The sequence below is a fragment of the Paraburkholderia flagellata genome (assembly GCF_021390645.1).
Lineage (GTDB): Bacteria > Pseudomonadota > Gammaproteobacteria > Burkholderiales > Burkholderiaceae > Paraburkholderia > Paraburkholderia flagellata.
The window spans coordinates 1,314,287-1,335,456 of record NZ_JAJEJT010000001.1 but is presented as its reverse complement, the minus strand read 5'-3'; the positions used below and the strand labels follow the sequence as shown (position 1 = coordinate 1,335,456).

Here is a 21,170-nt window from a genome sequence, read left to right as displayed (position 1 = left end):
CCCCGGACCGGCCGCGTCATGGGTCAGGACGCTTCCGTATCCGGGTGGAAGTTCACCGGACGGGCCGGAACCACCGTAGAGATGGCGTGCTTGTAAACCATTTGCGTAACCGTATTACGGAGCAACACGACGTACTGGTCGAACGATTCGATGTTCCCTTGAAGCTTGATGCCGTTGACCAGATAGATCGAAACAGGCACGTGCTCCTTGCGCAGCGCGTTCAGAAACGGGTCTTGTAACAATTGCCCTTTGTTGCTCATAGCAAACTCCGTATTTTTTTGCAGGTTTAACTTATATTGGGGTGAAGAAAAAGAAATCCACCACCAATCGCTACACTATAGCTGATTCTCGTTCCCCCGCGCGGTTCCTGGCGGTTCGGCCAGGCGGCCTTTGCGGGGTAGCGAACGCTATTCAGCAACAGCCTAGTTTTTATCGGTATAGGGATTCGTCGAGGATCGAAACTCTATGCGCAATGGAGTGCCGGTAAGCGAGAAAGTTTCCCGGAAGCGGTTCTCCAGATAACGCTTGTAGGTTTCCGTCACGGCATCGAGTGCATTGCCGTGAATGACGATAATGGGTGGGTTCTGTCCCCCCTGGTGCGCGTAGCGCAGTTTCGGGCGCACCGGTCCGCGGCGGCGCGGCTGCTGGAACTCCACGGCTTCGATGAGCGCACGCGTGAGCTTAGGCGTAGGCAACTTCGCCATGGCGGCGGCATAGGCGTCGTCCACCGAGCGCATCAGCGGTCCGATGCCGAACTTCTGCGTCGCCGAGATGAAGCGCATTTCCGCAAAGTCGAGGAACTTCAGCTTGCGCTGCAGGTGGTGCTTGGTGAGATCGCGCGCGTGGTCGTCCATGCCGTCCCACTTGTTCACGCCTACCACCAGCGCGCGGCCCTGCTCCACCACGAAGCCCGCGATATGCGCGTCCTGGTCGGAGATTTCCTGCTGCGCATCGAGCAGCAAAATCACCACGTTGGCGTCGGCGATCGACTGCAGCGTCTTCACCACCGAGAACTTCTCGATCGCCTCGAACACCTTGCCGCGGCGGCGCAGGCCTGCCGTGTCGATCAGCGTGTACTTCTTGCCGCTGCGCTCGAAATCCACGTAGATCGAATCGCGCGTCGTACCCGGCATGTCGAACGCGATCACGCGGTCTTCGCCGATCAGCGTATTGACGAGCGTCGACTTGCCGACGTTCGGGCGGCCGACGATCGCGATCTTGATGCCGTGCTTCGCGGCGTCCTCTTCGCTTTCCTCGGGCTGGTCGGCGTACGCCTTTTCGAGCGCCTCGTTGATCATTTCCGTCACGCCGTCGCCGTGCGCCGCGGAAATTGCGCGCGGGTCGCCAAGACCGAGTTCATAGAAGTCGGCTGCCACGGCGCTGTACTTCATGCCCTCGGCCTTGTTCACGACGAGGTAGATCGGCCGGCCGGTCTTGCGGAGGTAATCGGCGATGTGCTTGTCCTGGGGCGCGAGCCCATTGCGGCCATCGCAAATGAACACGACGATATCGGACTCTTCCACGGCCTGGCGCGTCTGGCGCGCCATCTCGTGCAGGATGCCGTCCTTGGCGACCGGCTCGAAGCCGCCGGTGTCGACCACGAGATACGGGCGATCGCCCACGCGCCCTTCACCGTAGTGACGGTCGCGCGTGAGGCCAGGCAGGTCTGCCACCAGCGCATCGCGCGAACGCGTGAGCCGATTGAACAGCGTGGATTTCCCCACATTGGGGCGCCCGACGAGGGCGATTACGGGTTTCATCTGATCTTTTCTACAGTAAGGCGCAGCGCCGGAGAGTCCGGCGCGCTGCGCGGCAAACCCTGCGCCTGCGGGGCTGCTTCAGTTGCAAATTATCACGAAATTCACGAGCAGGGCCGCGGCCCCGAGCCGAAAGCGCAACGCGACCGGGGCTGGACGCCGCGCAACCGCCAGGCGGCGGTAGCGTTGAACGGCGGAGCCAGGTGCGCCGCCATCCCGAAATGGGCATGGCCGGCTTGTGCCGGCCAGCGGTGAGCCACCGGAACCTGCCGGCTCCGGCGCCTCGTGCATCTGCATGCATCGGAGCGCCGCTCGTGAGGCGCCACCATCTACTTTTGCCTGCAGTGCGCGTGTCTTGCCTTGTATGCCGCCGCGCGGGCCGGCGTGATGCGCATCATACGCGGCGCGCCCCGAAGGAGCCGCCGCAGCCGACGCCGCTTAATGCGGACGCAGACCGTACAGGTCGCCGTCCTTCGTCTGCACGACCAGCGTGTTGCCCGCGAGCACCGGCGCGGCCGTGATCGGGCTGCCGTCGGTCTTCACGCGCGAGACGAAGCTGCCGTCATCGAGCGAGAGGAAATGCACGTAGCCTTCAAAGTCGCCGAGCACGACCGCATGGCCCAACAATGCGGGCACGCTTACGTCGCGGCTCTTGAGCTTCTCGTTCGTCCAGGTCGGCTCGCCCGTGGAAACGCTGAACGCCTTCACGACCGACCAGTCGTCGCCGCCCACCACCGTCGATTCATCCTGAGCGATACCGCTCGTGCTCGAGAACGCCTTTTGCCACATCGGACGGCCCGAATTGGCGTCGAAGCAGCCAACCTGACCCTGGAACGTGACGGCGCAGGTCGTCGCTCCTACCAGCGTGGGCGGACCGCTCACGTCATTGATACGCTCGACTTCGGTCACGCCCTTCGGGTACGAGACCGGCGTTTCCCAGAAGGCGTCGCCGCTTTGCAGGTTGATCGCCGCGAACGAGCCACCCGGGAAGCCGGCCAGCACGGCCTGGTCCCCCGCGAACGTCATGCCCGCCGACACGCGCAGGTTCAGCGGCACGGCGCGGTTGCGGTAGATCCACTTCTGCTCGCCCGTCTGGCCGTTGAAGGCGACGATCTGCCCGTCGATCGTGCGCACGATCACGAGGCCGTTGCCGACGAGCGGCGGCGAGATGATCTCGCCCGGCGCCTTGGCCTGCCACGAGAGCTTGCCGTTCGAGTCAAGCACGTACACATCGCCCTTCAGCCCGCCGACGGCCGTGAGGTTACCGTCGCTGCCCACGCCCGCCGAGATGTCGTCCTTGAGCTTGGTGCGCCAGATGTCCTTGCCCGACGCGGCGTCGATCTTCGCGACCGAGCCATTCTCGCCCGCCGCGTAGACGGCGTCGCCCACGGCGACCGGCGCGAACAGATAGCGGCCTGCCTTGCCGACACTCGACTTCCACACCTGCTGGACATCCAGCGCCGGCTTGAATTCGGTCAGCGGCACCGGCACGCGGCGCACGTCTTTCGTCGATGAGCAGGCTGCGAGAGCCAGGACGGTCATCGCGAGAGCGACGGGCACAACGGTTCGTTTCAGCAGATTCATCGGTGAACGACGCATGAATGAAGTTGGTTTGAATGGTTACGCAGTGCTGCGCGCACGCGGGGCACGCTTCGCAATTGAGCCGGCAACTTAACCGCCGAGCGCATCCAGCTTGAACTGGATCAGTTGGCGCTCGGAAGCGTCGCTCTTCGGCAGGCTGTCGAGGGCCAATTTGTAGGCCGTGCGCGCGTCGTCACGCTTGCCGGCCGCAGCCAGCAGATCGCCACGACCGTCGGCCACGATGCCCTTGAACGGACCCGAATCGGGCTGCGGAATCAGCGCGAGGCCCTGATCGTAGGCCTTTTCGTCGAGCAGGAGCGAAGCGAGACGCAGCTTCGCGACCTGGCGAAATTCCTCGTCCTTCGCGTGGTCAGCGGCCCATTGCAGCTGCGCTTTCGCGCCAGCGGTGTCGCCCGCCATATAGAGTGCCTTGGCCACGCCGAGCGCCGTCATCTGCGCGTACGCCGTGCCGCCGAAGCGATCCTCCATATCGGACGCCACGCGCGTGAGCATGGCTTTGTCGCTGCCGTTCGCGGCCTGCTGCACTTGGTCGTACAGCACAGCGGCTTCGGCCGTCTGACGGCGCTGCCAGAAGTTCCAGCCGTTCCACGCAGCGAGCGCGAGCAGAACGATCAGCACGACCCACGTAGTGGCGTTACCCCACTGCGTCCACCATGCCTTGAAGCTCTCGATCGATTCCTGTTCGTCGTGGTAACTCATCGCGTAGCGATTCCTCGTTTATTCTGAAGCCTGTTTTCGAATGCGCAGCGAACTGGGCAGCCCCCTTGGGCCGGCCCCATTAATCGTCGCCGTCTTCGGCGGATGCAACCATCGCATTGATCAGATATTCGGTCAAGTCCTCAAGCGCTACCGTTTGTTGCTCGCTGCGCGCCTCTGCGGCGGTGCCGCGCAGCGCCTTCACACCGGCCTCGCCTCTCGCCACTTCGTCCTCGCCGAGCACCACGGCAAACGCCGCACCGCTCGCATCCGCGCGCTTCATTTGCGACTTGAAGCTCGCGCTCTGACCGTCGGCACTGCAATGCAAAATAACGTCGAGGCCCGTATCGCGCAGACGCTCCGCCACGATGAACGCCTTCTCGCGAGCCGCGTCGCCCTGGTGGACAACGTAGACATCGCAACCATCTTCTTCCGGCACGAGATCTTCTTCCTTGAGCAATTCGAGAATGCGCTCGATGCCCATGGCCCAGCCGCACGCTGCCGTCGGCTTGCCGCCCAGTTGCTCGATCAGCGGATCGTACCGGCCGCCTGCCGCAACCGTGCCCTGCGCGCCGAGCTTGTCGGTCACCCATTCGAACACGGTCAGATTGTAGTAATCGAGACCGCGCACGAGACGCGGGTTGATCTTGAACGGAATGTTGTTCGACTTGAGAATGCGCTGCAGCCCTTCGAAATGCGCGAGTGAAGCCTCGCCGAGGAAGTCGATCAGCTTCGGCGCCTTGTCCGCGATCTCCTGCAGCGCGGGATTCTTCGTGTCGAGCACGCGCAGCGGGTTCGTGTAGAGGCGGCGCTTGCCGTCTTCGTCGAGCAGATCGACGTGCTGTTCGAGGTACTTGATGAGCTCGACGCGATGCGCCGCACGCTCTTCGGCCACGCCGAGCGAGTTGATCTCGAGCTTGATGCCGGTGAGGCCGAGATCGTCCCAGAGGCGCTGGCACATCAGGATAATTTCAGCGTCCGCATCGGGGCCCGCGAAACCGAGCGCCTCGACGCCCACCTGATGGAACTGGCGATAGCGGCCGCGCTGCGGACGCTCGTGACGGAACATCGGGCCGATGTACCACAGGCGCTTCGGACCGTCGTAGAGCATGTTGTGCTCGATCGACGCGCGCACGGCCGCAGCCGTGCCTTCCGGGCGCAGCGTGAGGTTCTCGCCGTTGAGCGCGTCGGTGAAGCTGTACATCTCTTTCTCGACGATATCAGTCACTTCGCCGATGCCGCGCGTAAAGAGCTGCGTATGCTCGACGATCGGCGTGCGGATATTTTGATAGCCGTACGAACGAAGCATGGACTTCACCGTGGTTTCGAAGAATTCCCACAGACCTGCCTCCTGCGGCAGGATGTCGTTCATGCCCTTCACGCCCGTGAGCTTTTCGGGCTTGCGTTTCTGTTCAGTCATTGCGTTGCGTAATGGCTTTATTCGGTTGTGCGTATCGAGCGGGCAAGCGGATCGACCGCCTGGCTCAGTTCGTCGCTTCGGCCTTGCCGTACTTGCGTGCGACGTAGTCGCTCACGATCTGCTGGAATTCTTCGGCGATGCGCTCGCCGCGCAGCGTCTTCGCCTTCTCGCCGTCGATAAAGACCGGAGCCGCGGGGTTCTCGCCCGAGCCCGGCAGGCTGATGCCGATGTTCGCGTGCTTCGACTCACCCGGGCCGTTCACGATGCAGCCCATCACGGCGACGTTCATCGTCTCGACGCCAGGATACTCGTCGCGCCAGATCGGCATCTGCGCACGCAGATAGCTCTGGATCTGTGAAGCCAGTTCCTGGAACAGCGTGCTGGTCGTGCGGCCGCAGCCGGGGCAAGCGATGACCATCGGCGTGAACGAGCGCAGGCCCATGGTCTGCAGGATTTCCTGGCCGACCACGACTTCGCCCGTGCGCGCACCGCCCGGTTCCGGCGTCAGCGAGATGCGGATCGTGTCGCCAATGCCCTGCTGGAGCAGCACGGAAAGCGCCGCCGTCGAAGCGACGATGCCCTTCGAGCCCATGCCCGCTTCCGTGAGACCCAGGTGCAGCGCGAAATCACAGCGCTTCGCGAGTTCCTGGTAGACGGCGATCAGGTCCTGCACGCCGCTCACCTTGCACGAGAGGATGATCTTGTCGCGGCCAAGACCGAGTTCGACTGCGCGTTCCGCCGAGCCAATGGCCGACTGAATGAGCGCTTCGTACATCACGCTTTGCGCTTCCCACGGTTCCTTGCGTGCGCCGTTCTCGTCCATCATGCGCGCGAGCAGGTCCTGGTCGAGGCTGCCCCAGTTCACGCCGATGCGCACCGGCTTGTCGTACTTGATGGCCGCTTCGATCATCTGCGCGTACTGCGTGTCGCGCTTCGCGCCCTGGCCCACGTTGCCCGGGTTGATACGGTACTTCGAGAGCGACTCCGCACAAGCGGGATAGTCGCGCAGCAGCAGGTGGCCGTTGTAGTGGAAGTCGCCGACGAGCGGCACCATCACGCCCATGCGGTCGAGCTGCTCGCGGATATGAGGCACGGCCGCCGCGGCTTCCGGCGTGTTGACCGTGATACGCACGAGTTCCGAGCCCGCCTGCGCGAGTTCCTTGATCTGGATCGCGGTGCCGATGGGGTCCGCGGTGTCGGTGTTGGTCATCGACTGCACGCGCACCGGCGCGTCGCCGCCGATCGTCACCAGCTGGCCGCCCCAGCGCACATGCACGGCATGCGACTTGCGACGCGGCGCGTGGCCGCCGAGGACCGGCTCGGTCGAGCAGATCTGACTGTTGCTGGTCGAGGATTGCGTTTCGCTTTGCATCGAAAAACCCATTTACGCCTCACGCACGCCTTTCGCCGATGAGTCGGCGACGGCACTGCGTGAATTGAAAAAGCGTCGCGGCCGGCAATGAGACTTGCCCGGCCGCGACGCATGCCATGTCTTGATCAGGGCAGCACGAAGCGCGCGACGTTACCGCGCGCCGACGCGTACTTCGACGTGTCGACCGGCTGTCCGTCGATGGTCATCGACTCGATGCCGGCCTTGTTGCCCACTGTGACCTTGAGCGGCTCGGTGCCGGTGATCTCACGCGCGTCGCTGCCGTGGATCATGCCCGAGAACACTTCCTTGCCATCCTTCTGGCGCACGCTGACCCAGGTGTCCTGCGTCACGCGAATCGCGAACGTCGAGGTGTCCGCGCCGTTGTCGGCAGCCGCGTTCTGCGCTGCCGCTGCGGCCGGTGCGCTCGCCGCCTGGGCGCGCGCGGCGCTTGCCGCGTTGGCAACGGCAGCAGCCGGCGCTGCGCTTGCAGCGGCGGGCTTCGCGGCCTGGGGCGCCGGCTGCGTTGCAGGTTGCGTCGCTTGAGGTGCCGGTTGCGCAGGCTGTGGCGCCGCTTGCGGTGCGCTCGCCGCAGCACCTTGATCGGGCGCGGCATTGGCGTTGTCGCCTGCATCGTTTGCCTCGCCGGCTTGCGGCGTAGCGGCCTGGTCAGCGCCCTCGACGGCCGAAGCACCTGCGCTATCGGTCGCAACGCCTTGCGTCACCGTGGGCGACGACGCGCCCGGCTGCACGCTCGCGCCGTTTGCCATCGCCTTCAGGCGAGCAAACCACGCCGACGATTCGCCGCTGTTCGTGTGCCACATGGAAAGTGCGAGCACCGCGACCACGATGATCGCCACGCCCCACAGCCACGAGGCGCGACGGCGCGGCGCACGCGCGCCACTGCCGCCGAGCGAGAGCGACACGCGACCGCGCGGCAGATCGGAGCCGGCCGAAGCGGGCATCGACAGATCGGGCTGCGCAATTCCGCGCTCGCGGCGCAGCGCCTGCGTGAACGGCGCGGGATCGGCGCCAAGCAGCTTCGCGTAGGCGCGCACCACGCCCAGCGCGAATGTCGTGTCCGGCAGATGGCTGATATCGCCTGCTTCGAGTTCGCGCAGCTTCGACACCGCCACCTTCAGGCGCGCCGAGACATCTTCGATCGCCCAACCCTTGGCCTCGCGCAGCTGCGCAAGACGCGCGCCGGCCGCAGCCAGCGTGTCGGGCACTGCCTGCACCGGCGAGGGCGTCGCGCCCGGCGCCGAACGACCTGCGTTGCTGTCAGTTCCGTCTGTCCCGAAAGGGTGCTGCGGCTCGCTCATCCCAAAGTCCTTGCGTCGATTCTTTTCAATACTGGAACCGGTGGGGCGCGTCGCGCCCCGCCTCTACCCGATTCGCAGACCGTTTATAACAAAATGCGCGGCAAGTGTGCCGCTTCCGATCGCTTCTGCAACGTTTCTTTTCCTACTGCCTACGGCCGCGCGTTTTCCCCGCACGCCGCCGTGGGCCCTCCTCATGCCGGCTCAGTGCTGAACCGGCCGTACTTCGATGACTTTGCCCGTGCTTCGGCCCATGCGTTCAGCAAGGCGCGTGCGGTCCTTCACCTCGCCGGCGAGCTGGCCGCAGGCCGCGTCGATGTCGTCGCCGCGCGTCTTGCGCACGGTCGTGACGACGCCCGCATCCATCAGAATCTGCGCGAAACGCTTGATCTGGTCCGATTTCGAGCGCAACAAGCCCGACTCCGGGAACGGATTGAACGGGATCAGATTGAACTTGCACGGCACGTCCCGCGTAACGGCGAGCAATTCTCGCGCGTGCTTTTCGGTGTCGTTGACGCCGTCGAGCATGCAGTACTCGAACGTGATGAAGTCGCGCGGCGCGACTTCCAGGTAACGCTGGCAAGCCGCCATCAACTCGCGCAGCGGGTACTTGCGGTTGAGCGGCACAAGTTCGTCTCGCAGCGCGTCGTTCGGTGCATGCAAGGAGACGGCGAGCGCGACAGGGAGTTCGGCCCCGAGACGGTCCATCATCGGCACGACGCCCGACGTGGACAGCGTGACACGCCGGCGCGACAGGCCGTAGGCGTTGTCGTCGAGCATCAGGCGCATGGCTGGCACGACCGCGTCGTAGTTCAGAAGCGGCTCGCCCATGCCCATCATCACGACGTTCGTGATGACGCGCTCGCCCTTACCCTCACCGCCGGTCGCGCGGCCTCCAGCTTCGCCCAGAAGCGAAGCACGCAGGGCGAACTCCGACATGCGCAGCTGGCCGATGATCTCGGCGGTGGTGAGATTGCGAGAAAAACCTTGCTTGCCGGTTGAACAGAATCGGCAATTGACCGCGCATCCCGCCTGCGAAGACACGCACAGCGTGCCGCGGTTATCTTCGGGGATGAACACGGTTTCGACCGCGTTGCCGTTGCCGACGTCCACGAGCCATTTGCGCGTGCCGTCGGAGGAAACGTTGTCGCTGATGATGCCGGGCATGCCGATGATGGCGCGCCCTTTGAGCTTCTCGCGCAGCGATTTGGCGAGATCCGTCATGCCGTCGAAGTCGGCGGCGTTGTACTGATGGATCCAGCGCTGAAGCTGTTTGGCGCGAAACGGCTTCTCGCCCAGGCTCTCGCAATAGGCGACGAGCCCTTGGGCGTCGAGATCGAGAAGGTTGACGGTGGAACTGCTCGTCATATCGAATCCTGCCATTTCAGTGCGAGAGCGCGCTCACCACCCGCGTTGCCCAGCTGCCTGCGCACTTGCGCGGCATTGGGAACTGGATGGTGAGCGTCATCGCCGTTCGCGACGCTATGCTACTACTGCAGTCTGCTCGCGCTGTGCTTAGCGCGAGTAGACGTTGACTTGCGGGAAGAAGAACGCAATTTCCACGGCAGCCGTTTCAGCGGCGTCCGAGCCGTGCACGGCGTTCGCGTCGATGCTGTCGGCGAAATCGGCGCGGATCGTGCCCTTGTCGGCCTTCTTCGGGTCGGTTGCACCCATCAGCTCGCGATTCTTCAGGATGGCGTTCTCGCCTTCCAGCGCTTGCACCATCACCGGGCCCGAGACCATGAAGTCCACGAGATCCTTGAAGAACGGGCGCGCTGCGTGAACAGCATAGAACTTCTCGGCGTCAGCGCGCGAGAGGTGGACCATGCGAGCGGCAATGATCTTCAGACCAGCGTTTTCGAAGCGGCTGTAGATCTGGCCGATCACGTTCTTTGCCACTGCGTCCGGCTTGATAATCGACAGGGTGCGTTCGATCGCCATAAAAGCTCCAAAAAATTAAGAGGTTACAGATTCAAATGAATCCGCAATTGTAGCATGTTCCCATGTATGATTGCGATTGAACCCTCATAGCCCGGCAAACCGGGGCAAATGAGCGCAAACCACGCACAAGCGCCGCGCTGCCGTACCTTTCAGAGAGGCTTAAGATTGGCGGCATACGCTGTGCAAACATAACGGAAACTGTGTGGCAACCCGTTGAAACTCTGGGTCGGCGCACTTATCTTATGGGGGAGCGGACCGCGCACCTGCGCGCCCTCACCCACGCGTCTCACGCAAGGAGAAAGCATGAACGAGTATCCCTATAACTTCGGCCGCGGCGGCACCGTCACCTCGGCGGAGACTCGCAACCGCGTACTGCGCAACACCTATTGGCTGCTCGCGCTGTCGATGGTGCCGACGGTGCTCGGCGCGTGGGTGGGCGTCGCGACTGGCTTCTCGCTTTTTGCAGCCACCAGCCCGGCCATGAGCCTGCTCGCATTCTTCGCGATCGCCTTCGGCTTCATGTTCGCCATCGAGCGCACCAAGAACAGCTCGGTGGGCGTGGTGGTGCTGCTCGGCTTCACGTTCTTCATGGGCCTGATGCTCTCGCGCCTGCTGTCGTTCATCCTCGGCTTCTCGAACGGCCCGCAGCTCATCATGCTCGCGTTCGGCGGCACCGGCATCATTTTCACCGCCATGGCCACGATTGCCACGGTCAGCAAGCGCGACTTCTCGGGCCTCGGCAAGTGGCTCTTCATGGGCGTGATTGTGATTCTGCTGGCCGGCGTCGCGAACATGTTCCTGCAACTGCCCGCGCTGATGCTTACGGTTTCGGTGCTCGCCATCGCGATCTTCTCGGCCTACATGCTGTTCGACGTGCAGCGCGTCGTGAACGGCGGCGAAACGAACTACATCTCGGCGACGCTCGCGATCTATCTGGACCTGTATAACGTGTTCACGAACCTGCTCGCCATCCTCGGCATCTTCGGCGGCAATCGCAACTAAAGCGTAACCAAACCCTGGCGGTGCCGGATCGACAGATTCCGGCCTCACAGGCAAAAAGCCCATGACTTTCGTCATGGGCTTTTTTTTCGTCCAGTCGTTGAGCTGTCGAGCAGGCGTGGGACTCAGAGCGCAACCCAGTCGAAGCCTGCAGCTTGCGAAGCGACCCCGATTTCCGTCGAGGCGTTTCCGAGAACTGCGGCCATCGCCGCGCGCGCAAGCTCGGGGGTGTTGTTCTGCTGGCTCAGGTGGGCGGCGATCAAATGCCGCAGCTTCGTACGATCGAGCCCGGCGAGGATGCCGCCGGCCGCTTCGTTGTTCAGGTGACCATGCGACCCGCCGATACGCGCCTTGAGCGAAGCGGGATAGCGGCTCGCCGCGAGCATCTCGAGGTCGTGGTTGCATTCGAGCACGAGTGCGTCGCAACCGCTCAGCACGCTGCTGATATGCGACGTCGATTCGCCGACGTCGGTCAGCACGCCAAGCCGGCTCGCGCCATCGCTGAACACGAACTGCAGCGGCTCGCGCGCGTCGTGCGGCACCGTATAGGGCAACACGCCGAGTTCGCCGATTTCGACCGTCTCGTCGCCCCACAACACGTTGAGTTCGACGCCTGCGGCATCGTCGGCGCCCACGGCTTGCGCAGTGCCCCAGCTCATGTAAAGCGGAATCGACCAGCGGCGCGCCAGCGTGAGCGCGCTACCGATGTGGTCGCTGTGTTCGTGGGTGATGAGAATCGCCCTGAGCGCGTCGGCGGCCAGCCCCGCACGGGCGAGGCGCCGCTCAACTTCCTTCGCTGAGAATCCGCAGTCGAGCAGCACGCGCGTGGGCGTCGTGCCGCTGCCTGCTTCTACAACCAGTGCGTTGCCCTCGCTGCCGCTACCGAGGCTCGCAAATCGCATATCAACGCACGTCAGTTCAGCTGCGCGTGGAGCGCGGAGACGATCCGTTGCGCGTCCGACGAGGTGTCGATGTGGCCAGTCTGGTCGACCACGGCAACCTGAGTCGAATTGCCCGTCGAGCGAACCGCCACGAGGTATTCCGGACCCTGATCCTTCGAGGCCTTCTTCGGGTTGTAGAACAGCTTGCCGAACAGGCCGTCCCCTTTGAGTTCCTGCATCGAGTCGGCGTAGCGCACGTAGTAGAGGCCCTTCTCGCGGTCGCGGTTGTCGACCGTGAAGTTCGTGCGGTCGAGCGCGAGGCCCACACGCAGCCAGGCGGTGTCGAACGCCTCGGGCAGATCGAGCGTCGTGCCGTCAGGACCGGCAGCGACCTTGACGCCCGCCGTCGACGGACGCGCATCGGTCAGCAGTTGCTTGGACTGCGCGTCGGTCAGGCCGAACTTCTGCATGATCTTCGCGAGGAACGCGGCTTCCAGCGCCGGATCGCGCGGGCGCTCCACCCACTTCGACCCCGTCTTGTCCTGCCCCGTCAGCACTTCTTCCATCGCGTTATGCGTGACGGAAATATCGGTTTGACCGTCCGGACCGCGCGAAACCAGCACGCGGAAACGATCGCGCGTGCCCGACGAGTACGCGAAGTCGATCACGCGGCCAATCGTGCGGCGGAACCAGTCGTCCGGAATGTTGGCGCGGTTTTCGGCCCAGTCGGTCGTCATGATGCCCGTGGAGGGCGAATCAGTCGTCAGCGTGAAGCCATTCTCCGTCCAGAACTCCTGCAGCTGCGGCCAGACATCGTCCGGCGAGCGGCCATCCACCACGAGCCAGCGGCGGTCGCCGTCGCGCTCCACGTGCATGCCGAACGGATCCTGCGCATCCGGCACGCCGAGGGTGGCGTTGCCGGCCGGCGTGACCGTGCGCTGCGCGGCGCCGCCAAGCGTGACCGTGGGCGGCGGCGCGACATACTTCTGGTCGTTCGGCGCCGACGACAGATCCTGCGGCACATTCAGCGGCGGCGCGGTCGGCGTGTCCTTGTAGTTGACGCGATCGGACGCGAACATGTCGTTCAGCGACTCACAGCCTGCGAGCGAGCCGAGTGCAAGCGCCAGCACCGCCATGCGGGTTGCGTGGAGGGAAAAAGCGGAACGTTTCATGTGGGCCTTCGTGATACGGGAACGCTAAGCCTTGCTCTGCGAGACGGTAGATCCGAGGTCGGTCCGAGGTCTTTCAGTGATTGGGCGGTTGGGCCGGGGCGGCGTCGGTTGAAAAAACGGCGACTGGCTGATCGAATCAGCCAGCCAGGCCGGCTTCGCGCAGCGCGGCGCGCACCACGTCGTGATAGCGCGCATCGAGCGGCGTGAGCGGCAGTCGGATGCCGCCTTCGATGCGGCCGAGTTCCTGCAGCGCCCACTTCACCGGAATCGGATTCGATTCGATGAACAGGTTCTTGTGAAGCGACAACAGCTTCATATGGATCGCGCGCGCCGTCTTCACGTCGCCGGCGAGCGCGGCCTTGCACAGGTCGCTCATCTGGCGCGGCGCAACGTTCGCGGTCACCGAAATATTGCCGTGGCCGCCGAGCAGCATCAGCGCGATCGCCGTCGGATCGTCGCCGCTGAAAATCTTGAAGCCGTTCGGCGCATGCTTGATGAGGTGCGCGGCGCGGTCGATGTTACCTGTGGCTTCCTTCACCGCGATGATGCCCGGCACTTCGGCCAGACGCAGAATGGTCTCGTTCGCCATGTCCGCGACCGTACGGCCCGGCACGTTATAGAGAATGACCGGCAGGTCCACGTCCTGCGCGATCTTCGCGAAGTGACGGTACATGCCTTCCTGAGTCGGCTTGTTGTAATAGGGCACGACCTGGAGCGACGCCTGTGCGCCGACTTCCTTTGCGTGCTTCGTGAGTTCGATGGCTTCCGCGGTGGAATTGCCGCCGGCGCCCGCGATGATCGGCATACGGCCAGCGGCGTGCTCGACCGCCGTCTTGATCATCAGGATGTGCTCTTCGACGTCAAGCGTGGCGGACTCCCCGCTCGTACCGACGACGACGAGGGCATCCGTCCCCTCTCGTACGTGCCAGTCGATCAGTTTGCGGAATGCCGGCAGATCGAGACTGCCGTCCTCGTGCATGGGGGTGACGATCGCGGGAATGCTGCCTTGCAGCGTGATGCCGTCCTGAGTGCCGTTAGCCATGAAACGCCAGAAAAATGAGTCGGTTAAACCGCGATTGTAGCGGATTAGCCGGTCAGATCGTAACGCGTTACGGGTAGGCCCTGGTTCTCAGGTACATTACCGGCTCTTTCGGGGGACACTGAGGTCGTTTTTTCCCGTACGGCGCAGATGCGCTGAATATACGCCTCACGCGGCTCGGAAAGAAATCCGTCCTGATAGGCGATTACCCGCAGCGCGGGCGCACAGACCGCTAGCAACTCGCCGGGCGCGAGCAGGAAAGCGGGGTTCGATGGCTTGCCGACAGTCTCGTTGCCTTGCGCGAACGTTTCGTAGATCAGGACGCCGCCCGGCGCCAGCGTCTCGATGAGACGAGGCATGAGCGGGCGGTGCAGGTAGTTCGTGACAACCACGGCGGCAAAGCGGGCATCCGCCGCGAGTGGCCAGGGCGCGCCTTCGAGGTCGCACTCTAATGTCGCGACGCCCGCCACATCATGCAGTGTGGCGAGCGCGGCGGCGTCGCGATCGAGCGCCGTGACAGGGTGACCACGGCCGGCGAGCCAGCGCGTGTGCCGGCCTGCGCCGCAGGCCACGTCGAGCACGGTGCCACCGGGCGCGATGAGGTGCGCCCAGCGGCGCACCCAGCGCGAAGGTTCGGGCAGTCCGTGGGCCGGCGAACCGGTTGCAGGCGCCAACGTCATCAGCTTGATCAGTTGTACGAGAGGCCCATGGCCTCGCGCACGTCGCGCATCGCTTCGTTGGCGAACTTGCGCGCCTTGTCGCAGCCATCTGCGACGATTGCACGCAGCAGCGACGGGTCGTCCATGTACTTCTGCGCGCGCTCGAGCATAGGCTGCTGCTCGCGCAGAATGCCTTCGATCACCGGCTGCTTGCACTCCAGGCACCCGATACCCGCCGAACGACAGCCCTTCTGCACCCAGTCGTGCGTCTGCTCGTCCGTGTAGACCTGGTGCAGTTGCCACACCGGGCACTTGTCCGGATCGCCCGGATCGGTGCGGCGCACACGCGCGGGGTCGGTCGGCATGGTGCGGACCTTCTTCGTGATCGATTCGGCGTCTTCGCGCAGGCCGATGGTGTTGCCGTACGACTTCGACATCTTCTGGCCGTCGAGGCCCGGCATGCGCGAAGCTTCCGTGAGCAGCACCTGCGGCTCCGGCAGGATGATCTTGCGCGAGCCTTCGAGGTACCCAAAAAGACGCTCGCGATCGCTCATCGAGAGGCTTTGCGACTCCGAGAGCATCGCGCGGGCTTGTTCGAGCGCCTCTTCGTTGCCTTCCTGCTGATAGGCGTTGCGCAGCTCGTGGTAGAGCTTCGAGCGCTTGCCGCCCAGCTTCTTTGCCGCTTCGTTGGCCTTCTCTTCGAAGTCCGGCTCGCGACCGTACATGTAGTTGAAGCGGCGCGCCATTTCGCGCGCCATTTCGACGTGCGGCACCTGGTCCTCGCCCACCGGCACGAGCGACGCGCGGTACAGCAGGATGTCGGCGGCCATCAGCACCGGGTAGCCGAGGAAGCCGTAGGTGCCGAGGTCCTTGTCGCGCAGCTTCTCGATCTGTTCCTTGTAGGTCGGCACGCGCTCGAGCCACGACAGCGGCGTGCTCATGCCGAGCAGCAACGCGAGTTCGGCGTGCTCGGGCACGCGGCTCTGGATGAAGAGCGTGGCCTGGTTCGGGTCGATGCCCGAGGCGAGCCAGTCGATCAGTACGTCCCAGACGTTCTTCTCGATGACATCCGGCGTTTCATAGTGCGTGGTGAGCGCATGCCAGTCGACCACGCAGAAGAAGCACGGATACTCGGACTGCAGGCGCACCCAGTTTTTCAGCACGCCGTGATAGTGGCCGAGGTGCAGCGACCCGGTGGGCCGCATGCCGGAGAAGATACGGTCTGGGAACATGATGTTATGAAAAGAGCGACACAAGAGGGGTAAGGATGGCGGTGACCGCGTCGTAACCTAGACTCACGAGCGGCCGCAACCAGAATCGCGTGAAGATGCCACTCACGAGCAACCCCATCACGATGATGAAACCATAAGGCTCGATACGGGCGAGCGCAATGCTCGCTCGCGTGGGCAAAAGCGCCCCGAGCACGCGGCCGCCGTCGAGCGGCGGCAGCGGAAAGAGATTGAGCACGCCAAGCACGAGATTCACGCCCACGCCGGCGGCGGCCATGCGCGTAAAGAACGGCTCGTCCACGCCGAGCACCGCGAGACCCACGCCGAACACGCCCCATACGATGGCCTGCACGAAGTTGCACAGCGGCCCGGCCGCCGCGACCCAGAGCGTGCCCCAGCGCGGATTGCGCAGATTGCTGAAGGCGATCGGCACGGGCTTCGCGTAACCGAATACGAATGCGCCGTTCGTCAGGAAATACAGCACGAGCGGCATCGCGATCGTGCCGATCGGGTCGATGTGGCGCATCGGGTTGAACGAGACGCGACCGAGCACATATGCGGTGTTGTCGCCGAGCATGCGCGCGACGTAACCGTGCGCAGCTTCGTGCAGCGTGATCGCGAAGATGACCGGCAACGCGTAGACGACGATCGTCTGAATCAGATTGGCTTCCATGGCGGCCTATTGTATCAATGCGTCAATGCGCTCTGGCCGCGTTCACGCCGCCCAGGTTTGTTCACGCCTCTTCTTCCTCGATACCGAACGGCGCCAGCGCGCCCCGCCCCGGCCGCACGAGCACCGGTTCTTCACCCGTCAGATCGATGACGGTGGATGGCTCGCAAGGGCACGCCCCGCCGTCGATCACGAGATCGACCTGCTTTTCGAGGCGCTCGCGAATCTCCTCAGGGTCGTTGAGCGGCTCGGTGTCGGGCGGCAGAATCAGCGTGGTGGCAAGCAGCGGCTCGCCCAGTTCTTCGAGAATCGCAAGCGGAATCGGATGCCCGGGCACGCGCAGGCCGATCGTCTTGCGCGACGGATGCGACAAACGCCGCGGCACTTCCTTCGTCGCGACCAGCACGAATACGTACGGCCCCGGCGTCACCGACTTGATGAGCCGGTACTGGCGGTTGTCCACCATGGCGAAGTTCGCGAGTTCGGACAGGTCCCGCACCATCAGCGAGAGCAACGCCTTTTCGTCGAGCCCGCGGATGCGGCGCAAACGCTCGGCCGCCTGCTTGTCGTCGATGCGGGCGGCGAGCGCGTAGCTCGAGTCAGTGGGCAGCGCGATCACACCGCCGTCGCGGATGATCTCCACCGCCTGCTTGACGAGGCGCGGCTGCGGGTTTTCTGGGTGAAGCCGAAAGAACTGGGACATGGCAGTAATCAGCTGACGAATGGCGATGAAAAACAGCGGAACGCTGCGCGAAAACGGCAGACGACTGCATGTAGTACCACAAAGCGACGACAAAGCTGGATTGACCCGCGCGAAATGTCTGGCAGAACCGCCGTGCAGAACCGGGGCGCAGTCAACGGGCCACGCGCCGTGCGCGGCCTACAGCCATCGCTCCCAAACAGGCTTGAGATCGGAAGGCAACGGCGGCAGCGTACCCGGCTCGATCGCGTCGGGCCCAGGCGCATGAAAGTCCGAACCGCGCGACGCTTCGAAACCGAATCGCCTCGCAACGGCCGCGTACTCGCCGTACTGGTCGGGTGTATGGCTGCCGGTGACGACTTCGATGGCCTTGCCGCCCAGATCGATGAATTCGCCGAAGAGTGTGTCGAATTCGAGCTGGGTGTAAGCATAGCGGCCCGGATGCGCGATGATCGCTTCGCCGCCCGCCGCCTTGATCCACGATACGGCGTCGGCGAGCTTCGCCCAGCGGTGCGCGATGTACCCGGGCTTACCGTCGCCGAGCCAGCGCGAAAACGCGTCCTGAGTGTTCTGCGCGCGCCCGCTCTCCACGAGAAAGCGCGCGAAGTGGGTACGCGAGATCAAGTCAGGATTCGAGACAAACTGGAGCGCACCTTCGTACGCGTCGGGAATGCCGAGTTCGCCGAGCCGCTCGCCGATCGCTTCGGCGCGCGCCGCACGGCCGTCGCGCGTGCGCGCGAGTCCGTCGACGAGCGCGGCGCACTCCGTGTCCACATGCAAGCCGACGATGTGCACCGTGCGCGACGCCCAGGTCACCGAAATCTCGACGCCGCTCAAATAGCGTATGCCGAGCGCTTCGGCCGCCTCGCGCGCTTCGCGCTGGCCGCCGAGCACGTCATGGTCGGTGAGCGCCCACACGTTCACGCCACCCGCTTTCGCCAGCTGCGCGACGGCAGCGGGGGCCAGTTGGCCGTCGGAGACAGTGGAGTGACAGTGGAGATCGGCGTTCATTGGATGTGAGCGAAGGGTGAACGCTTATTTTACTGCAACGCAGTGAAGTCGTCGGGCGGCGCCTGGAACGTCGTCGCCGCCCGAATTGACGCTCGATGGTCCTTGCGCTCAGGCGCAGAAAGCCTCGATCAGGCGCGCGACCTCTTCGGGCTGGTCGTGGTGCACCATGTGCCCCGCCCCGTCGACGATCCGTTCGCGCCAGTCGGGAAACGCCTCGAAGCGCTTCTTGAATTCGTCGATGGGCACCGCCCCCGCGAGCCGCGCGAGCGTTTCAGAGCCCACCGCTTCGACGTGCAGCACCGGCGCGCTCACCTGTGACCAGATCGCCATCACCTCGTCAAGCTGGTACAAGAGCGGCCCGCGCATCTTGTGCGCCGGATCGCCGAGCAGCACGTAGCCGCCTTTGCCGTCCGGCTTCGACCAGTGCTCGGCGAGAAAGCATGCGCGCGGTGCGATCAGACGCGGATTCGTCTTCACGAGCCGCGCGGCCACCTCGTCGAGCGACGCGTACGTGCGCAGTTGCGGCGGCGTACGCACCTCGTCGAGCCACTCGCGTACGCGACGCGGTGCCTGTTTGGGCGATGTCGCCGGCAGGCCGAAACCCTCCAGATCGACCACGCGCCGCACGCGTTCGGGCCGCACGCCCGCGTAGAGGCACACGACGTTCGCGCCGAGACTGTGCCCGACGAGATCCACCTGGCCCTCGGGCGCGTAGTGCGCGAGCAGCGCATCGAGATCGGCAAGGTAGTCGGGGAACCAGTAATTGCTGCCCTGCCCCTGCGCGACGGGCCAATCGGAGAGGCCGAAGCCGCGCAGGTCCGGCGCGATCACCTGCCAGTCGCCGCCGCGTGCCTCGAGCGCATCGACGACGAACTGGAACGACGCCGCCACATCCATCCAGCCGTGCAGCATGAAGAGCACGGGCGCGCCCTCTGCCCCCCAGCGACGCACGTGCAGCCGGATGCCATTGACATCGACGAATTCGGAACGGGATTGATTCATTTGCGCTGCTGCAAAAAAAAGAATGATCGTTCGATTATATAGGCGATGGGCGTGTGCGGCAGGTCATTCGTTCGAATGACGCTCCGTTGACTTCTTCGCGGCGGCCTGTTCCGCCGCGTCCTGTGATGCCAGCGTATCCAGTTCAACCTCGTCGAAGCCCGCCGAGCGGCGCGCCTCGAAGTTGAACGGTCCGCGCATGCGCGGCGCGTGGTACTGCTCGGCGAGCGCGAGCCACGCCGCGTGCGGGTCGAGACCGCGCGACTCGCACAGGTTGCGGAACCAATGGTTGCCGATGCGCACGTGCCCCACTTCGTCGCGCAGGATGATGTCGAGGAGCGCGGCCGATTCGTCGTCGCCGGCCTGCTTCAGGCGCGCGCGAATGGGCGGCGAGGCGTCGAGTCCGCGCGCCTCCAGCACGCGCGGCACGAGCGCCATGCGCGCGAGCACGTCGGCACTCGTGCGCTCGCACATCTCCCACAGGCCGTTGTGTGCGGGGAAGTCGCCGTACACGTGTCCATAGTCGGCAAGGCGCGCTCGCAGCAGGGAGAAGTGATACGCCTCTTCCGCCGCGACCTTGAGCCAGTCGGCGTAGAACGCATCGGGCATGGCGGGGAAGCGCCACACCGCGTCGAGCGCGAGATTGATCGCATTGAATTCGATGTGGGCCAGCGCGTGCAGCAGTACCACTCGGCCCTGCGGCGTGCTCATGCTGCGGCGTTGCAGTTCGCGCGGCTCGACGAGCGGCGGCTCGGCGGGCCGGCCGGGCAAGCCGGCGGGCGTCGGAAAGACGAGTTGCGGCTCCCAACGGGACGCGGCGATCTGGGCCTGACTTTGCGCGTGCAGCGCGCGTACCGCGTCGGCCTTGGCGACGGGGTCGCACTCGCGCAGCGCATCGAGCGCGGCGAGGCGCCAGCAGGCGGTCGCCGCATCAGAAGGAGTCCGGACGTCAGCGCTTGCGCTGGTGGCGGAAGAAACGGAATTCATCGGCAGAAGAAACAGGGACCGAAAAGCGAGGAGCACAAAAACCTTCGCGCGAAGCCGCCCAAACTTGCCCCAAGCGGACCGCGCACGCAACCGTTTACAATACGCGATTCACCTGCCTCGCGTCGTGCGCATCCATTGCGCGGCGCCAGCAGACCGGCAGCAACCCCAATATCAGGAGACTCGACACCGTGGCCATCTACAAGCTTGGCGAAGCCGCACCGACCATTCACGAAAGCGTGTTCGTCGCGGACAACGCGACCGTCATCGGCAAGGTCGAACTGGCCGAAGACGCGAGCGTCTGGTTTGGCGCGACGCTGCGCGGCGACAACGAGCCGATCACCGTCGGCCCGCGCAGCAACGTTCAGGAAGGCGCGGTGCTCCACACGGACCCCGGCTACCCGCTCACGCTCGAAGCGAACGTGACGGTGGGCCATCAGGCCATGCTGCACGGCTGCACCGTGAAGGAAGGCGCGCTCATCGGCATTCAGGCCGTGGTCTTGAATGGCGCGGTAATTGGCCGCAACTGTCTGGTTGGCGCGGGTGCGGTGGTCACGGAAGGCAAGGTGTTCCCCGACAACTCGCTGATTCTCGGCGCGCCGGCCAAAGTCGTGCGCGAGCTTACCGAGGCCGACATCGCCGGCCTCAAGCGCAACGCGGATGTCTACGCGCAGCGCCGCGAATATTTCAAGGCGCAGCTCGTGCGCATCGGCTGAGAGCGGC

Annotated in this window: 21 protein-coding genes; 2 read left to right on the top strand and 19 right to left on the bottom strand. The window is 64.5% G+C overall.

Features of this window, described 5'->3' with window-relative positions; genetic code table 11:
* Positions 1–23: 23 nt before the first annotated feature.
* From hfq to ndk, 9 genes are all read right to left on the bottom strand, one after another.
* A complete protein-coding gene (gene hfq, locus L0U83_RS05825) occupies positions 24–260 on the bottom strand; it encodes an RNA chaperone Hfq (RefSeq protein WP_027793540.1) in 237 nt (78 codons plus the stop codon).
* A gap of 162 nt (positions 261–422) precedes the next feature.
* Complete coding sequence (gene der, locus L0U83_RS05820) at positions 423–1,760, bottom strand: ribosome biogenesis GTPase Der (protein ID WP_233881356.1); 1,338 nt, start codon at positions 1,758–1,760, stop codon at positions 423–425.
* Positions 1,761–2,195: 435 nt separating this feature from the next.
* Positions 2,196–3,341: an outer membrane protein assembly factor BamB gene (gene bamB / locus L0U83_RS05815; RefSeq protein ID WP_233881355.1), complete on the bottom strand. Its 1,146-nt coding sequence runs from the start codon at positions 3,339–3,341 to the stop codon at positions 2,196–2,198.
* A gap of 87 nt (positions 3,342–3,428) precedes the next feature.
* Positions 3,429–4,058, bottom strand: coding sequence for a tetratricopeptide repeat protein (locus L0U83_RS05810; protein WP_233881354.1), 630 nt, complete (start codon positions 4,056–4,058; stop codon positions 3,429–3,431).
* Between the two features lie 79 nt (positions 4,059–4,137).
* Complete coding sequence (gene hisS / locus L0U83_RS05805) at positions 4,138–5,475, bottom strand: histidine--tRNA ligase (protein WP_233881353.1); 1,338 nt, start codon at positions 5,473–5,475, stop codon at positions 4,138–4,140.
* A gap of 64 nt (positions 5,476–5,539) precedes the next feature.
* Positions 5,540–6,847, bottom strand: a complete 1,308-nt coding sequence (gene ispG, locus L0U83_RS05800) for a flavodoxin-dependent (E)-4-hydroxy-3-methylbut-2-enyl-diphosphate synthase (RefSeq protein ID WP_233883741.1) — start codon at positions 6,845–6,847, stop codon at positions 5,540–5,542.
* Positions 6,848–6,972: 125 nt separating this feature from the next.
* Positions 6,973–8,166, bottom strand: a complete 1,194-nt coding sequence (locus tag L0U83_RS05795) for a RodZ domain-containing protein (RefSeq protein WP_233881352.1) — start codon at positions 8,164–8,166, stop codon at positions 6,973–6,975.
* 201 nt (positions 8,167–8,367) lie between these two features.
* Positions 8,368–9,531 carry a dual-specificity RNA methyltransferase RlmN gene (gene rlmN, locus L0U83_RS05790; protein ID WP_233881351.1) on the bottom strand — a complete coding sequence of 388 codons (1,164 nt, stop codon included), beginning with the start codon at positions 9,529–9,531 and terminating at the stop codon, positions 8,368–8,370.
* A gap of 147 nt (positions 9,532–9,678) precedes the next feature.
* On the bottom strand, positions 9,679–10,104 hold the full coding sequence (gene ndk, locus L0U83_RS05785) for a nucleoside-diphosphate kinase (protein ID WP_201697227.1): 426 nt from the start codon (positions 10,102–10,104) through the stop codon (positions 9,679–9,681).
* A 303-nt stretch (positions 10,105–10,407) separates the two neighbouring features.
* Here ndk and L0U83_RS05780 point away from each other — a divergent pair, with 303 nt between their 5' ends.
* The gene (locus L0U83_RS05780; protein ID WP_233881350.1) at positions 10,408–11,106 is read left to right on the top strand and encodes a Bax inhibitor-1/YccA family protein; all 699 of its coding nucleotides are present in this window, start codon (positions 10,408–10,410) and stop codon (positions 11,104–11,106) included.
* A 122-nt stretch (positions 11,107–11,228) separates the two neighbouring features.
* Here L0U83_RS05780 and L0U83_RS05775 read toward each other — a convergent pair whose 3' ends face one another.
* The 10 genes from L0U83_RS05775 to L0U83_RS05730 all read right to left on the bottom strand — a co-directional run bounded on the left by L0U83_RS05775 (position 11,229) and on the right by L0U83_RS05730 (position 20,450).
* Complete coding sequence (locus L0U83_RS05775) at positions 11,229–12,005, bottom strand: MBL fold metallo-hydrolase (protein WP_233881349.1); 777 nt, start codon at positions 12,003–12,005, stop codon at positions 11,229–11,231.
* An 11-nt stretch (positions 12,006–12,016) separates the two neighbouring features.
* Positions 12,017–13,156 carry an NlpB/DapX family lipoprotein gene (bamC, locus tag L0U83_RS05770; RefSeq protein ID WP_233881348.1) on the bottom strand — a complete coding sequence of 380 codons (1,140 nt, stop codon included), beginning with the start codon at positions 13,154–13,156 and terminating at the stop codon, positions 12,017–12,019.
* Between the two features lie 136 nt (positions 13,157–13,292).
* Positions 13,293–14,198, bottom strand: a complete 906-nt coding sequence (gene dapA / locus L0U83_RS05765; protein WP_233881347.1) for a 4-hydroxy-tetrahydrodipicolinate synthase — start codon at positions 14,196–14,198, stop codon at positions 13,293–13,295.
* 44 nt (positions 14,199–14,242) lie between these two features.
* A complete protein-coding gene (locus tag L0U83_RS05760) occupies positions 14,243–14,875 on the bottom strand; it encodes a class I SAM-dependent methyltransferase (protein WP_233881346.1) in 633 nt (210 codons plus the stop codon).
* An 8-nt stretch (positions 14,876–14,883) separates the two neighbouring features.
* A complete protein-coding gene (locus tag L0U83_RS05755) occupies positions 14,884–16,086 on the bottom strand; it encodes a tryptophan--tRNA ligase (RefSeq protein ID WP_233881345.1) in 1,203 nt (400 codons plus the stop codon).
* Positions 16,087–16,090: 4 nt separating this feature from the next.
* Positions 16,091–16,756 (bottom strand): site-2 protease family protein, encoded by a 666-nt coding sequence (locus L0U83_RS05750; protein ID WP_233881344.1) that lies wholly within the window; start codon positions 16,754–16,756, stop codon positions 16,091–16,093.
* Between the two features lie 61 nt (positions 16,757–16,817).
* Positions 16,818–17,456, bottom strand: a complete 639-nt coding sequence (locus L0U83_RS05745; protein WP_233881343.1) for an L-threonylcarbamoyladenylate synthase — start codon at positions 17,454–17,456, stop codon at positions 16,818–16,820.
* A 177-nt stretch (positions 17,457–17,633) separates the two neighbouring features.
* A complete protein-coding gene (locus tag L0U83_RS05740; protein WP_233881342.1) occupies positions 17,634–18,464 on the bottom strand; it encodes a 3',5'-nucleoside bisphosphate phosphatase in 831 nt (276 codons plus the stop codon).
* A 108-nt stretch (positions 18,465–18,572) separates the two neighbouring features.
* On the bottom strand, positions 18,573–19,466 hold the full coding sequence (locus L0U83_RS05735; RefSeq protein ID WP_233881341.1) for an alpha/beta fold hydrolase: 894 nt from the start codon (positions 19,464–19,466) through the stop codon (positions 18,573–18,575).
* Between the two features lie 63 nt (positions 19,467–19,529).
* Complete coding sequence (locus L0U83_RS05730; RefSeq protein WP_233881340.1) at positions 19,530–20,450, bottom strand: ferritin-like domain-containing protein; 921 nt, start codon at positions 20,448–20,450, stop codon at positions 19,530–19,532.
* Positions 20,451–20,638: 188 nt separating this feature from the next.
* Between L0U83_RS05730 and L0U83_RS05725 the strand changes: the two genes are divergently transcribed.
* Complete coding sequence (locus tag L0U83_RS05725; RefSeq protein WP_233881339.1) at positions 20,639–21,163, top strand: gamma carbonic anhydrase family protein; 525 nt, start codon at positions 20,639–20,641, stop codon at positions 21,161–21,163.
* Positions 21,164–21,170 lie beyond the last annotated feature (7 nt).